At 72.0% G+C, this 13132-nt stretch carries 12 protein-coding genes; 4 read left to right on the plus strand and 8 right to left on the minus strand.

Annotation, left to right across the window (positions count from 1 at the left end; genetic code table 11):
• The first annotated feature begins 107 nt into the window (after nucleotides 1-107).
• Entirely contained in the window at nucleotides 108-1082 is a 975-nt protein-coding gene (locus tag OG294_RS23960; protein ID WP_327068596.1) for an ATP-binding cassette domain-containing protein, read from the plus strand.
• Entirely contained in the window at nucleotides 1079-1900 is an 822-nt protein-coding gene (locus OG294_RS23965) for an ABC transporter permease (RefSeq protein WP_327068597.1), read from the plus strand. The genes OG294_RS23960 and OG294_RS23965 overlap by 4 nt, the downstream gene beginning before the upstream one ends.
• A gap of 60 nt (nucleotides 1901-1960) precedes the next feature.
• On the opposite strand, the gene OG294_RS23970 is transcribed toward OG294_RS23965, so the two are convergent.
• From OG294_RS23970 to OG294_RS24000, 7 genes are all read right to left on the minus strand, one after another.
• The gene (locus OG294_RS23970) at nucleotides 1961-3157 is read right to left on the minus strand and encodes a DUF5994 family protein (RefSeq protein WP_327068598.1); all 1197 of its coding nucleotides are present in this window, start codon (nucleotides 3155-3157) and stop codon (nucleotides 1961-1963) included.
• On the minus strand, nucleotides 3154-4167 hold the full coding sequence (locus OG294_RS23975; protein ID WP_327068599.1) for an Acg family FMN-binding oxidoreductase: 1014 nt from the start codon (nucleotides 4165-4167) through the stop codon (nucleotides 3154-3156). Before OG294_RS23975 ends, OG294_RS23970 begins: the two co-directional genes overlap by 4 nt.
• Nucleotides 4168-4194: 27 nt before the next feature.
• The gene (locus OG294_RS23980; RefSeq protein ID WP_327068600.1) at nucleotides 4195-4476 is read right to left on the minus strand and encodes a dsRBD fold-containing protein; all 282 of its coding nucleotides are present in this window, start codon (nucleotides 4474-4476) and stop codon (nucleotides 4195-4197) included.
• Nucleotides 4477-4782: 306 nt separating this feature from the next.
• Nucleotides 4783-7647 (minus strand): cation-translocating P-type ATPase, encoded by a 2865-nt coding sequence (locus tag OG294_RS23985; protein WP_442789202.1) that lies wholly within the window; start codon nucleotides 7645-7647, stop codon nucleotides 4783-4785.
• Nucleotides 7648-7756: 109 nt separating this feature from the next.
• The gene (locus OG294_RS23990; RefSeq protein WP_327068602.1) at nucleotides 7757-8188 is read right to left on the minus strand and encodes a CBS domain-containing protein; all 432 of its coding nucleotides are present in this window, start codon (nucleotides 8186-8188) and stop codon (nucleotides 7757-7759) included.
• 14 nt (nucleotides 8189-8202) lie between these two features.
• A complete protein-coding gene (locus tag OG294_RS23995; protein WP_327068603.1) occupies nucleotides 8203-8904 on the minus strand; it encodes a CBS domain-containing protein in 702 nt (233 codons plus the stop codon).
• Between the two features lie 246 nt (nucleotides 8905-9150).
• Complete coding sequence (locus tag OG294_RS24000; protein WP_327068604.1) at nucleotides 9151-9864, minus strand: CBS domain-containing protein; 714 nt, start codon at nucleotides 9862-9864, stop codon at nucleotides 9151-9153.
• A gap of 244 nt (nucleotides 9865-10108) precedes the next feature.
• On the opposite strand from OG294_RS24000, the gene OG294_RS24005 reads away from it, so the two are divergent.
• A complete protein-coding gene (locus OG294_RS24005) occupies nucleotides 10109-10570 on the plus strand; it encodes a universal stress protein (RefSeq protein ID WP_327068605.1) in 462 nt (153 codons plus the stop codon).
• A 50-nt stretch (nucleotides 10571-10620) separates the two neighbouring features.
• The gene (locus OG294_RS24010) at nucleotides 10621-12369 is read left to right on the plus strand and encodes a GAF domain-containing protein (protein WP_442789203.1); all 1749 of its coding nucleotides are present in this window, start codon (nucleotides 10621-10623) and stop codon (nucleotides 12367-12369) included.
• On the opposite strand, the gene OG294_RS24015 is transcribed toward OG294_RS24010, so the two are convergent.
• Nucleotides 12361-13080, minus strand: a complete 720-nt coding sequence (locus OG294_RS24015; RefSeq protein WP_327068607.1) for a response regulator transcription factor — start codon at nucleotides 13078-13080, stop codon at nucleotides 12361-12363. The genes OG294_RS24010 and OG294_RS24015 overlap by 9 nt on opposite strands.
• Between the last annotated feature and the right edge of the window lie 52 nt (nucleotides 13081-13132).

Genomic DNA, 13132 nt, shown 5'->3' on the forward strand with positions numbered 1-13132 from the left:
CGGGCCGGGCCGCCACGGCGACGCGAACGGCGCGGGGCGGGAGAATGAAGGGGCCTGCGCTGCGGCCGACCGGGAGCCGACCGTCACGTCGAGTGAGGGGCAGCCCCATGGAACGAGCCGCCATCAGCGTCGCCGGTCTCAGCAAGCACTTCGGGTCGGTGGTCGCCCTGGACCGGGTGGACTTTGAGGTCCGCCCGGGGTCCGTGTTCGGGCTGCTGGGGCCCAACGGTGCGGGCAAGACCACCGTGATCCGGATCCTGACCACTATCCTGCGCCCGAGCGCCGGACACGCCGAGGTGCTCGGGCACGACGTGCTGCGCGAGGCGAGCACGGTCCGTCGGTTGATCGGTCTGGCCGGTCAGTACGCGGCCGTCGACCCGAATCTGACCGGGCGGGAGAACCTGCGGCTGATCGGCAAGCTGACCCAGCTGCCCCGCGCCAGGATCCGCCCCCGCGCGGGAGTACTCCTGGACCGCTTCGACCTCGCCGCGGCCGCCGACCGTCCGGTGCGGACCTACTCGGGCGGGATGCGGCGCCGCCTCGACGTCGCTGCTGCCCTGGTCCCCGAACCGCCAGTGCTCTTCCTGGACGAGCCGACCACCGGCCTGGACCCGCAGAGCCGAAACGCCCTGTGGGAGCTGATCCGCGAGCTGGTGAGCGACGGGACGACCGTCCTGCTCACCACCCAGTACCTGGAGGAGGCGGACCAGCTGGCCGAGCGGGTCGTGGTCGTGAACGAGGGACGGATCATCGCTGACGACACCCCGGCCGCGCTCAAGAGCCGCCTGGGCAACACGGTGATCGAGCTGGGCATGGGCGACCCGGCCCGGGCGGCCCAGGCGGCCGCAGCCCTCACCGGACGCCTGGCCCAAGCCCCGGAGGTCGAGGGGGCACGGCTCAGGCTGACCTCCCCGGACGGCTCCGAAGCGCTGCTCGGTGTCCTGCACCTGCTGGACACCAGCGGACTCGTCCCGCGCACCGTCGCGGTGCGCGAGTCCAGCCTCGACGACGTCTTCCTCGCCCTGACCGGCCACCGCACCGACCCGCCCGCCGACCCAGCAGCCACGGGAGACCCGCCATGACCGGCACCACCGCCCCGCACAGCCTCGCAGCAGGAGGGTCGGGCCAGTGGATCGCCGCCACCGTCCGCGACGGCCTCGCGGTCGCCTGGCGCAACCTGATCGCGCTGCGCCGGGTGCCGCGACTGCTGGTGTTCTCCACCATCCAGCCGCTCGTCTTCGTGCTGATGTTCCGCTACGTCTTCGGCGGCGTGGTCGGCCCGTCGCTGCCGCCCGGGGTCTCCTACGTCGACTTCCTGATCCCGGGGATCTTCGTGCAGACCGCCGTCTTCGGCTCGATGAACACGGCGATCGGCCTGGCCACCGACATGCAGACCGGCCTGATGGAGCGCTTCCGCTCCCTGCCGATGGCGCGCTCCGCGGTGCTGGTCGGCCGCACCACGGCCGACTTGGCGCGCAACGTCTTCGTGGTGGCGCTCATGACCGGGGTCGGCTTCGCCCTCGGTTTCCGAATCCATGCCGGAGTCCCGGCCTTCCTGGGCGGCGTGCTGCTGGTGCTCGCTTTCGGGTTCGCGATGTCGTGGATCTTCGCGGTGGTGGGCATGGCGGTCGGCGACCCGGAGACCGCCCAGGCCGCCGCCTTCCCGGTGCTCGCGCCGCTGGTCTTCGCCTCCGCCGCGTTCATCCCCGTGCACACCATGCCCGGCTGGCTGCAGGCATTCGCGAACCACCAGCCGGTCTCGCAGACCGCTGAAGCAGTCCGGGTCCTGGTCCTGGGCGGCCCGGCCACCACCGCGGTGTGGCAGGCGCTCGCCTGGGACGCCGGGATCGTGGCGGTCTTCGCGCCGCTGGGAGTGTGGTTCTACCGCAAGGCCGTGTAGGGCCAACCCGCGCCCCACCGTGCTGTTGCCCGCGGCGCGCCGCGGGCAACAGCACGGGTGTCACTTCTGCAGGGTCGACCTCTCAGCCGTGGGCGCGCCGTAGGCCGCCAGCAGATCGGTGCCGGTGCGGGCGTTGGCCGGGTCCGCTGCGGCCGTCATCAGGCGCTCGGCGACGGCTGCCTCGGTCTCGGGGGGAATCACCAGCAGTTCAAGGCGCCGTGGGATGAAGGAGCAGACCATCACCTCGTCCGCGTCCTGTTCCTGTTCGAACCAGCCGAGTTGGATGACGTGGCCAGTGACCGGGACCTCGCGGGGGATGACCGGCCAGTGCGCAGGGTTCACGGTGACGCGGATGATCCGTCCCCACCTGGGATCCATCTCCGCTGCGAGTGCGGGGAGTTCGCTTACGAGGTCATGAGAGCGCGGCCACCACGCCCCGTCCAGTCTCCCCGGGGATGCGCCGGTCGGTGTCAGCGAGACCCGGGCCGACAGGTCCGGTGACTGGGTGGTCGCGGGATCGAAGGAAGTCGTCATCTCTGTACCTGCCTCGGGATCGAGTCGGACTGTCGGGGGTGCCGATCGGCGCCCCGTGTGGTCAGAGGGAGCCACCGGACCTGATCGTGACGCCGTGCGGTCGGTGACGGATACGACGCCGTCGACGGAGCGGCACAGGCGCAGCACGATCGGGGTCAGGCGGCGCGGTTCGATGACGCCGCTGAGGACGACGCGACCCTGCGTGACCTCGACCCCGACGGCGGCCGGGCTCACGCCCTCGACCTGCCCCAGGACGTCCTCCACGATGTCGTGCTGGATGACCTGGTCCTCGCGTAGGAAGACCTTGAGCAGGTCGCTGCGGCTGACCACGCCCGCCAGTCGGCCGTCCTCGTCGACCACGGGCAGTCGCTTGACGTGATGGCGGTCCATCGAGCGGGCGGCGGCGACCACGCTGGTGCTCGGCGTGGTGCACAGCGCGGGTGCGGTCATCAGCTCCTGCGCTGTTTCGGCGCCGGTCCGGTCCGGGCCCTCGGCCTGCGCGGGTGGTGGGGGTAGTGGGGAGGACGGGTCCTCCTGGGCTTCCTGGGTGTACATCAGGTCGGCTTCCGAGACGATGCCGATCGGATGGCCGGCATCGTCGACCACGGGGACGGCGGTGATGTCGAACTCGGTGAGCAGGGCCAGGATCTCGTGGAAGCCGGTGGTGGGCACGACGCGGACCACCTGGCGGGTCATCACGTCCTGAACCGTGCGGTGGCTCATGGTTCGGCTCCCTCCGAGGTGTTCGGCATGCCGCTCAGGTCCAGTGTCTGTGTGACCGGGCGGCGGGGCGTTGCGGATCCGGGCGGCCCGTATCCCAGGCGCAGGACGAGCTGGACGTGGCCGGGGCCCTCGGCCGGGTCGCGGAGCCCCCAACGGGTGTCGGGCCACTCGACGGCCTGGTGCAGCACCGATACGCGCACCCCCTGGACCGTCGCCAGCAGCCACACGCGCTCCATCGCCTGGCCGGCGCGCAGCCAGTCGGTCGGCAGGTCGGCATGGGTGGTGAGGGTGGTCAGCTGGGGCAGCGCCTCGAAGCGCTGGGAGTGGGCGGTGTCCGAGGATGGGCTGCCGGTGTAGCTGCGCATGGGAACGTGGGCTTCGTGGTCCTGCGGGCCGAGCGCGGTCTGCGGGATGCCGTCCGTCGCGGGCTGCTCCAGCCGCAGCCAGCTGCGGGTCTCGGCCATCCGGGCCAGGTCGGCGTCCGTGCGCTGTTCGGCCTGGGTGGTCAGTGACAGGACCCGGCGCACTCCGTCCTCCTCCAGCGGGGACAGCACCACGCCCTCGTCGACGGCCGCCGCCATCAGTTCGCCGAGCACCGCCTCCGGCACATCGCGGTTGGCGAACGGCTGACGGCTGGAGTGGCGCCGCGCGATCGCCGGGTAGAGGTCCCGGCCGTACGGATGCGGGTCATGGGCGGGCTGGGAGAGGTCCAGCACGGCCACCAGGTGCGGGTCGCCCCTGTCGGGAAGCAGCCGCACCGATGGTTCGCGTCCGAGGTGGAGGGCGGCGAGACGCAGGTTGAACAGGGCCGCGCCCAGCGAGATGTGCAGGGCCCGGCCGTCGGGGTCGGCGAGGGGCACGGCCCGCTGCGGATCGGCGGACAGGCGCAGACCTCGCGCATCGGAGGTCGGTCGGAAGAGCCAGGGCTGACTGTTGTGCAGCGACGGCGCCGCTCCGCCGGCCTCGGCCAGCAGGCGCAGTTCGTCGGGGGTGAGGGCTTGCATGGTCATGGTGAGTACCTCCTGGCCGGCAGGAAGTCAGTCGTGCGGCGCGGGGTCGTCCGTCCAGGAGTCGGTCCGGCCGGCGTTGATCAGTTGTCGGCCGAGGTCGAGGAGGGCGCGGCCGGCCGCGTACTCGTCGCCGATCTCGGGGACGGGATCATCGTGGGGGTTGCGCTGGGCGGAGGTGTGACTTTGCAGCGTGTTGTCGCCGGTGTCCAGAACGGCGTGGACTTTGGTGATGTCGCCCTCCTCGAAGATGTCGAGGTGCAGCGTCCACTGCTTGGTGCGCGCCTGCCGCGTCGTGGTGCGTTCGTTCATGGCCAGGTACATCCTTCCGTCTGTCCTCCGGGGGCGCCGTCGCGAGGGCTGGTGCGGATCGGTGCCGGGAACCGGTGGCCGGCGATCGCCGAGGGTGGATCGGTGACGGTCTGCCGCCGCCCGTAGGTGACGAAGCGTGATGGCTCGGACAGCCGGTGTTCGCAATGCCGGACAATCGTGATCCGGGCCTTCGGCATGGCGACCGCCTCCTTCGCTCCCTGTCACCTTCAAGCCTGCGCTGTCGGCGGGCTCCGGGCTTGGGCCGTCCGGCCCTCATCCGGTTCCGGACGGACCCGTTCGGCGTGTTCACGGCCCTCGCCTACCGTGCGCGGCGCCGACCCGGTGGGCGTGGGCGACGATGTCGGCGGCCGCGTGTTCGCTCACGTCCAGGGCGCGGGAGAGTCGGTGGGCACTCCAGCCGTGGCGGGCGAGCAGGACGGCCAGCGGGTGGTGGCCGCCGCTGTCGGCCGCAGGTTGGGGGAGTACCGGTGCAAGCGGAACGGACTGCGGCACCGGGAGTGGGCCGGCGCGGTGGCGCAGCAGTGCCCGGCGTAGTTCGTCCGCGCCCCAGACGATGAAGGGGAAGGGCAACACGGTGGCGAGCTGGAGCGGGGTGAGGGCCGCGGTGCCGAAGACGGAGTGCAGGGGCGGTACGTAGACGAGCGCGGCGGCGAAGGTGAGGGAGAAGGCGATGCCGCCGAGCAGGTAGCGGTTGCTGAACACGCCCAGGGAGCGCAGTGAGGCGTGTTCGGTGCGGACGGCGAAGGCGGTGCCGATCTGGCAGGCGACGATGCCGAGCCAGGTGACGGTGGTGGCCTGCTGGTAGGTGTGGTGCAGTGCGGTGCCGGCTCCGGTGGGATCGCCCGGGTGCCAGCCGCCACGGCTGAGAGTGAGGAAGTAGCCGCCCATGACGAGGGCGGCCGAGATCAGTCCCAGGAATCCCCAGGCACGGGCGAGCATCGCCGGTTGGATGACGCCTTCGCTGCGGGGACGGGGCGGGCGGTCCATCAGGCCGGGTTCGGCCCTCTCACGGCCCAGGGCGAGGGCCGGGAGGGTGTCGGTGCCCAGGTCGATCGCGAGGATCTGCATCACCGTCAGCGGCAGCGGGATCATGCCGCCGGCCAGGGCGAACACCAGGAACGGGACGACCTCGGGGACGGCGTGGGCGAAGATGTAGACGATGAACTTGCGGATGTTGTCGTAGGTCCGGCGGCCCGCCTCCACGGCGGCGACGATGGTGGCGAAGTTGTCGTCGGTGAGCACCATGGTCGCCGCCTCGCGCGCGACATCCGTGCCAGAGCGACCCATGGCGATGCCGATGTCCGCGCGGCGCAGGGCCGGTGCGTCGTTGACGCCGTCACCCGTCATGGCGATGGTGTTGCCGGCGGCGCGCAGTGCGTCGGCGATCCGCAGCTTGGCCTCGGGCGAGGAGCGGGCGAAGATCACCTCTTCGCCGCGGGCGAGCAGGGTATCCAGTTCGCGCTCGCTCATCGCCTCCAGTTCGGTGCCGGTGACGATGCGCATGCCGCGGTGGCCGATGCCGACCCTGGCGGCGATGGCGGCGGCGGTCAGGCCGTTGTCGCCGGTGACCACGTGCACGGTGATCCCTGCGTGGTGGGCCAGTTCGATCGCGTGGGCGACCTCGGGGCGCGGCGGGTCGGCCATGGCGACCAGGCCGAGGAGGCAGAGGAACTGCTCGGCGTCCTCGCGGCTGGCGGGCGGGGGCTGCCCGGGGGGAAGGCGTCGACGGGCCACGGCGAGCACCCGCAACCCCCGCTGGGCCAGCGATCCGACGGTGCGAACGATCTCCGCCCGGTCGGCGGGGGTGAGCGGGCGCTCACTCCCGTGGTCGAGGACGGCGTCGGCGTGGAGGAGGAGTTCCTCCGGGGCGCCCTTGGTGTGCAGGACCACGGCGGCGTCGTCCTCGGCATCGGCGGTGGTCATCAGTTTGATCCGCGGGTCGAAGCGGAACATCGCCCGTCGCCGCCGATCGCGCTCTTCGGGCGGAGCCTGGTCGCCGAGGCGGGCGGCGAGGTCCAGCAGCGCCAGTTCGGTGGGGTCACCGGTGGGGTGGCCGTCCGGCCCGGCGGCCGACATCGCTGTGGTGCAGGCGGCAGCGGTAGCGGCCAGCAGGCGGACCTGCTCCGGCATGGCCCCGGGGGCGCCTTCACCCAGATCGCTCTCACCCCTGGGGGTCCAGACAGTGGTGACACGCATCCGGTTCTCGGTCAGTGTCCCGGTCTTGTCGGTACAGACGACCCTGGTCGAGCCGAGCGTCTCCACAGCGGACAGCCGCTTGACCACAGCACCGCGCCGAGCCAGCGCCCGCACACCGGACGCGAGGGCGAGGGTGACCGTGGGCAGCAGCCCCTCCGGCACGTTGGCGACCAGCAGGCCGATCGCGAACGCCACCGTGGCGGACAGTGACAGCCCGGAGGCCAGGCCCAGCGGGACGAACGCCACACCCACGCCCACCGCGATCACCGCGATCAGCCGCGCCACCCGCTTGACCTGGTGCTCCAGCGGACTCTCCTCACGCTGGGTGCGCTGGCTGAGCGCCGCGATCCGGCCCAGCTCCGTGTGCATCCCGGTGGCGGTGACGACCGCCAGGGCCTGCCCGCCCGTGCACGTCGTGCCCGTGAAGAGCAACTCGCGAGCCTGGAGCAGCGGGCCCGAGGAATCGACGAACTCGGCCGAGCGGAACACCGGGACCGACTCGCCGGTCAGCGCCGACAGGTCCACCTCCACCCCGCCCGACAGCAGCCGGGCGTCCGCGCAGATCCGACTGCCCTCCTCCACCACCAGCACGTCACCGGGCACCAGAGCGGTCGCCTCGACGTCTTGGCGCACCCCGTCGCGCACGGCTGCCGCCCGGTCTGGCAGGAACGCCGCCAACGCCTCCACCGCCCGCTCGGCCTGCTGCTCCTGCGCGAAGGCGAGCAGCGCGTTGAGTACGATCACGGCGAGGATCGCCAGCGCGAGCGCCGGTGCCCCGGTGGACGCGGCGAGCACTGCGGCCAGGGCCAGCAGGAGCGCCAGCGGCTGGGTGAACTGCTGGGCCAGCTCCCGGGGCCAGCGTCGGCCACCGCGACGGGCCAGGGTGTTCGGCCCGTAGACCGTCAGTCGGCGGGCTGCCTCGCGCGCCGCCAGTCCCTGCGGTGAGGTCCGCATGTCGCGCAGGAGTACGGACAGCGGCTCGCGCGGGTCGGGAGGCTCAGGGCTCCCGGCGCTCTCAGTCGGTGGGCGCGACAGGGGCGGTGCGTTGTCGGTCATCTTCTGCTCAGTCCGTCGCCTGGTCTGCGCCACCCCCGGGGTCGTCGCGCAGAACGCTCCAGGAGATGGGGCCGAGCAGGTCGGACAAGTGCTGCAGGACGTCGCGGAAGAGGTCGTCGACGGCGAGCATGCCGACCGGGCGGTGGCCGTCGAGGACGGGCAGGCGTCGCACGCCGCTGCGGCGGAAGAGCCGGTAGGCGCTCTCCAGGTCGTCCGTGACGTCCAGGGTGACCACCGGCGTGGACATCAGCTCGGCGACAGGTGCGTCCGCGCTGAGTCCGCGGGCAAGAGCGCGGATCGTCAGGTCGCGGTCGGTGACGACGCCGTAGAGATGCTCACCGTCGGCGACCAGCAGGCACCCGACCGCCTCCGCGTCCATCTGCAGCGCCGCCTGGCGGGCGGCAGCACGCGGAGCGACGACGACCGGTGGGGAGGTCATCAAGGCGGAGACCTTCACCGTGCTGCTCCGCTGGTGCGGGTGGCCGGGGTGTCGCCGTGGTCGGCCTCCAGGGCTGGTTCGATGCTGATGAGGGTCTGTACGTCCACGACGCCGGGCACGGATCGGGCCAGCAGTTCCAGGATGCCGAGCGGGGAGGGTTCCGGGACCGTGCCTCGCAGGGTGACCATGCCTTCCTCGACCTTGACGTCGATGCCGGAGGCGTCGGTGGGGAGCGGGTGGGCGAGCAGGGCGCGGCGCACGTCGCCCTCGATGTCCTCGTCGGGGCGCAGGTAGACCTTGAGCAGGTCACCCCGGCTGACGACGCCGACGAGGTGTCCCTCGGTGTCGATCACGGGCAGGCGCTTGACGTGGGCGTGCACCATGGCCCGGGCGGCCTGGGCCGTGGTGGCGTCGGGATGCACGGTGATCGCGGGGAACGACATCAGCTGCCCGGCCGTCACCGCATGCGCCTGCTGCTGGAGGGACGCGTCCGCCGCCCGGTCGGACGGGGGCAGCACGGCGTCCCTGAGTTCCTCCCGGGCCAGCAGGTCGGCCTCGGAGACCACACCGACCACGCGTCCGTCGCCGGCCAGCACCGGTAGCGCGCTGATTCGCCACTTGCGCAGGTTCTCCACGATCTCCTGGAACGGCGCGTCGCGGCCTACCGCGATCACGGCGTGGGTCATGACGTCGCCGACGGTGTGCAGGTGCTTCATGATGTCCTCCTTGACGGGTTCGACCACCAGTTCCCACGCGCCGATCGTGCAACGGCCGGTGAGCGGGGCGGTCGCTCAGCGTTCACGCTCCTCGTGATGGGGAGGTTCGTGAAGGGCCGGTCGGCGCGCCCGTCCGGGCCCGATGGTCCCGGTGCGAACGGCCGATGACCACGTCAGTCCCATGGTCTCCCCGGTGCGGTGCTCCGGCACGCGGGTCGACACCTGATTCCGGCCGACGGCGAGTGCTCAGTGGTGGGGCGTGTGGGGGCCGACCATGCCGCGAAGGAGGGGTTTGCCGAGGTCGAGGTCGGTGTCGTCGACGGTGTAGCCGAGAGTGTGGTGGACGGCGACGACGCCGTCGACCGCGCGGCAGAGCCGTTCGACGATCGGGATCAGGCTCTTCTGTTCGACCCGGCCGGTCAGCGTGACGACGCCGTCGTGCACGGTGACCTCCACCGAAGTGGGGGCGAGCCACAGGGTCTGGCCGAGGACGTCGTGGGTGATCTCCTCGCGGATCGCGGCGTCGTGGCGCAGGAAGACCTGCAGCAGGTCGCTGCGGCTGACGATGCCGACGAGGCGCCCGGCCTCGTCGACCACGGGCAGTCGCTTGACCTTCTTGCGATCCATCACCCGGGCCGCCTCGACGATGCTCCACTCGGGGCGGGCGGTGACGGCGGGGCTGGTCATCAGCGCGCCGGCGGTCTCGGCCTCGGCGCGGGCCCGCTCGCGCGGGCTCAAACGGGCTCGGGCCGTGTGGCCCTCGGGGTCGGGCTGGACGGCCTCGTTGCGGAGCAGGTCCGCTTCGGAGACCATGCCGAGCACGCGGTCGTGGTCGTCGACGACCGGGACGGCGGTGATGTCGTTGCGGTGGAAGAGCCCGGCGACCTCCTTGAACGGCGTGTCGGGCCGGGCGGTGACGACCCCCTGGGTCATCACGTCGTGGACGGTACGGTGCTGCATGGTCCTCACGCCTCCTGGGTGTGAACCCCTGGGGGGCACGATCGCCCTCCTGCTCCCAGCCTGCGCCCACGCCGCCGGCCCGGACAGGGCCGATCGGGCCCTGCACAGCCACCGGGCGGCCCGGCTTCCCCACCCGTTCGAACAACGAGTGGATGACGCACGCCGACGAGCTCTGGAGTGGCTGCATCCCGCTCCTCCGGGCAGGGTGGGAGACGGGTGTTCCGAGCGCCGGAGGCGGTACACGATGACTGACGACGTGATGGCTGCGCCACGGATCGTGGTGGGAGTCGACGGGTCGGACCCGTCCAAGGCTGCGCTGTGGTGGGCGGTGCGCCAGGCGGGGCTGATCGGTGGCGTGGTCGAGGCGGTCACCGTCTGGGAGTACCCGTCCGCCTGGTACGGCTGGACGCCTCCGCAGGCGGAGGTCTTCGACTACGAGAAGAACGCGGGCAAGACCCTCACCGAGACCATCGATCGGGCCATCGGCCCCGATCGGCCGGTGGAGATCCGCCCCCGTGTGGTCCGGGGACACCCCGCCGCCGTGCTGCTGGACGCCGCCCGAGGGGCGCACCTCCTGGTCGTGGGCAACCGCGGCCATGGCGGGTTCGCGGAGGCGCTGCTCGGCTCGGTCGGGCAGCACTGCGTGCAGCATGCCGCCTGCCCGGTCGTCGTCGTGCGCGGCCCCGGGGAGAGCGGCGGCAACTGAGGTCGGCCCCCGCCCAGCCGCAAGCAGTACCCGTCCCGAGCACAGGGAGGATGTCAGTGGACCATCCGTCCGAGGCGGACTCCCCGCGCGTGCCGCAGCTGCGGCTGGACGACCTGCTGGACGAGCTGCAAGCCAGGCTGGACATGGCCCGGGGGGCCAGGGACCGGGTGCACGGCCTGCTGGAGGCGGTGCTGTCGGTGGGGCGGGAGCTGGAGCTGGGCCAGGTGCTCCAGCACATCGCGGAGGCCGCGGTGGAGCTGGTGGACGCCGAGTACGGGGCTCTGGGGGTGATCGGCGAGGACCAGTGGCTGTCGCAGTTCATCCCGGTGGGCCTGAGCGAGGAGCAGATCCGGAGGATCGGCCCACTGCCGGCCGGTCACGGACTGCTGGGCGAGCTGATCCGCCACCCCGAACCGCTGCGCCTGGCCGAGTTGTCCGAGCATCCGGCCTCCTACGGCTTTCCGGCCCATCACCCGCCGATGCACAGTTTCCTCGGCGTGCCGATCCGGGTGCGGGACAAGGTCTTCGGCAACCTCTACCTCACCGAGAAGCGTGGCGGCGGGGAGTTCGACGCCGAGGACGAGGCGGTGCTGGCGACACTGGCGGTGGCAGCCGGTGTGGCGATCGACAACGCCCGGCTGTACGCCCAGGCGCAGCTGCGCGAGCGCTGGCTGTTGGCGACCGGTGAGCTCACCAACAGTCTCATGTCGGGGCACTCCCAGGAGGAGGTGCTGGACCTGCTCGTCGCCCGGGCCGGTGAGATCGCCGGCGCCGATCTGACCATGGTCGCTCTGCCGCTCCCCGGCTCCCACGAGTTGGAGGTGCGGTTCGCCGTCGGCTTGGCGGCGGAAGCACATCGCCGGTTGGTCCTGCCGTTGGAGGGTTCCTTCGTGGGGGCAGCGGTCCGCAGCGGGGGGCTGGTCGTCAGCGTGGATGTGAGCAAGGACCCGAGGATCACGGCTGGGCCGGCGCGGTGGGAGGGCCTGGGCCCGGCGGTGGCCGTCCCGATCGGCACGGCCGGGGGCGGTGTGCGCGGGGTGCTGATGCTGGCGAGGGCGGCGGGCCGACCGGTGTTCGAGTCGGAGGAGTGCGCTCCGCTGCCGGGCTTCGCGGGGCAAGCGGCGGTGGCGATGGAGCTGGCCGAGCGCCGACGGGACTCCGAACAGGTCGCCCTGCTGGAGGAGCGCGACCGTATCGCGCGGGACCTGCACGACCAGGCGATCCAGCGGCTCTTCGCGACCGGGATGACGCTGCAGGGCGCGGCCAGGCTCATCGAGCGCCCGGAGGCTGCCGAGCGGGTGCTGCGGGCCATCGACGATCTGGACGACACGGTCAAGATCATCCGGTCCACCATCTTCGGGCTGCGGGCGAGGAAGGGCGGCCCGGCCGGCAGTGGCCTGCGGGCCGATGTGGTGGCTGCGGTCCAACGGGCCGCCGCCACCCTGGGGTTCGCGCCGGCGCTGCGTATGCAGGGCCTGATCGACCTACGAGTGTCCCCGTCGCTGGCCGAGGAGGTGCTGGCCGTTCTGGTGGAGGCGTTGTCGAACGTCGCCCGGCATGCGCGGGCCCGAACGGTGGAGGTGGTGCTGGTCGCGGAGGGTGAGCTGGCGTTGACCGTCACCGACGACGGGGTCGGCCTGCCGGAGGGTGGGCGTCGCAGCGGCCTGGGCAATCTCGCCGAGCGGGCGGCGAGGCTCGGCGGGACCTTTCGAGCTGAGGCGGCCCCGGCGGGTGGGACGCGTCTGGAGTGGCGGGTGCCGCTGCCCGAACTCGGCGAGCCCGGCCGGAGCTCAGGGTGAGTTGTGGGGGTGTCGGGCGTCGAGGGAGCCGGCGGCCCGGGGTGTCGGCTGCTCCAGCCTGGTGGCGATGACCGCGGCCTGGATCCGGCGCTCGACGCCCAGTTTGGCGAGGATTCGCGAGATGTGGTTCTTCACGGTCTTCTCGGCCAGATAGAGCTCCTGGCCGATCTGCCGGTTGGTCTCGCCCTTGCCGATCAGGGCCAGCACGTCCTGCTCCCTGGGGGTGAGATCGGAAAGTCCAGGACCTGCTTGGGGCTCGTCGTGGTGGCGCAGGCTCGCCATCAGGTGGGCGGTGGTCGCCGGGTCGAGCATCGACTGTCCGGCGGCGACGGTGCGCACTGCGGTGACCAGGTCGGCGCCCTTGACGTCCTTGAGGGCGTACCCGGCGGCGCCGGCCATGATCGCGTCCAGCAGCGCGTCGTCATCGTCGAACGAGGTGAGCATCAGGCAGGCCAGCTCCGGCATCCGGGAGCGCAACTCCCGGCACACACCGATCCCGTCGCCGTCGGGGAGCCGGATGTCCAGCACGGCGACCTGGGGCCGCAACGCGGGCACGCGGGCGAGCGCCTGCGCGCAGGTCCCGGCCTCGCCGATCACCTCGATGTCCGGTTCGGCCTCCAGTAGGTCGCGCACTCCACGCCGGACCACTTCGTGATCGTCGAGCAGGAACACGCGGATGGACTGCGGGGCGCAGGTTTCGCTCGTGTCCATCGGTGCTCCTGCCGGGCAGATCCGGAGTGTCATCTTCGAGTGTGCCGGGAAG

It is taken from the genome of Kitasatospora sp. NBC_01302 (genome assembly GCF_035976515.1).
Lineage (GTDB): Bacteria > Actinomycetota > Actinomycetes > Streptomycetales > Streptomycetaceae > Kitasatospora.

Bases quoted from the DNA above. Each gene is read 5' to 3' on its own strand.
- OG294_RS23960 (WP_327068596.1), top strand. From the start codon at position 108: ATGGAACGAGCCGCCATCAGCGTCGCCGGTCTCAGCAAGCACTTCGGG.
- OG294_RS23965 (WP_327068597.1), top strand. From the start codon at position 1,079: ATGACCGGCACCACCGCCCCGCACAGCCTCGCAGCAGGAGGGTCGGGC.
- OG294_RS23970 (WP_327068598.1), bottom strand. From the start codon at position 3,157: ATGAGCCACCGCACGGTTCAGGACGTGATGACCCGCCAGGTGGTCCGC.
- OG294_RS23975 (WP_327068599.1), bottom strand. From the start codon at position 4,167: ATGACCATGCAAGCCCTCACCCCCGACGAACTGCGCCTGCTGGCCGAG.
- OG294_RS23980 (WP_327068600.1), bottom strand. From the start codon at position 4,476: ATGAACGAACGCACCACGACGCGGCAGGCGCGCACCAAGCAGTGGACG.
- OG294_RS23985 (WP_442789202.1), bottom strand. From the start codon at position 7,647: ATGCGGACCTCACCGCAGGGACTGGCGGCGCGCGAGGCAGCCCGCCGA.
- OG294_RS23990 (WP_327068602.1), bottom strand. From the start codon at position 8,188: ATGACCTCCCCACCGGTCGTCGTCGCTCCGCGTGCTGCCGCCCGCCAG.
- OG294_RS23995 (WP_327068603.1), bottom strand. From the start codon at position 8,904: ATGAAGCACCTGCACACCGTCGGCGACGTCATGACCCACGCCGTGATC.
- OG294_RS24000 (WP_327068604.1), bottom strand. From the start codon at position 9,864: ATGCAGCACCGTACCGTCCACGACGTGATGACCCAGGGGGTCGTCACC.
- OG294_RS24005 (WP_327068605.1), top strand. From the start codon at position 10,109: ATGACTGACGACGTGATGGCTGCGCCACGGATCGTGGTGGGAGTCGAC.
- OG294_RS24010 (WP_442789203.1), top strand. From the start codon at position 10,621: ATGTCAGTGGACCATCCGTCCGAGGCGGACTCCCCGCGCGTGCCGCAG.
- OG294_RS24015 (WP_327068607.1), bottom strand. From the start codon at position 13,080: ATGGACACGAGCGAAACCTGCGCCCCGCAGTCCATCCGCGTGTTCCTG.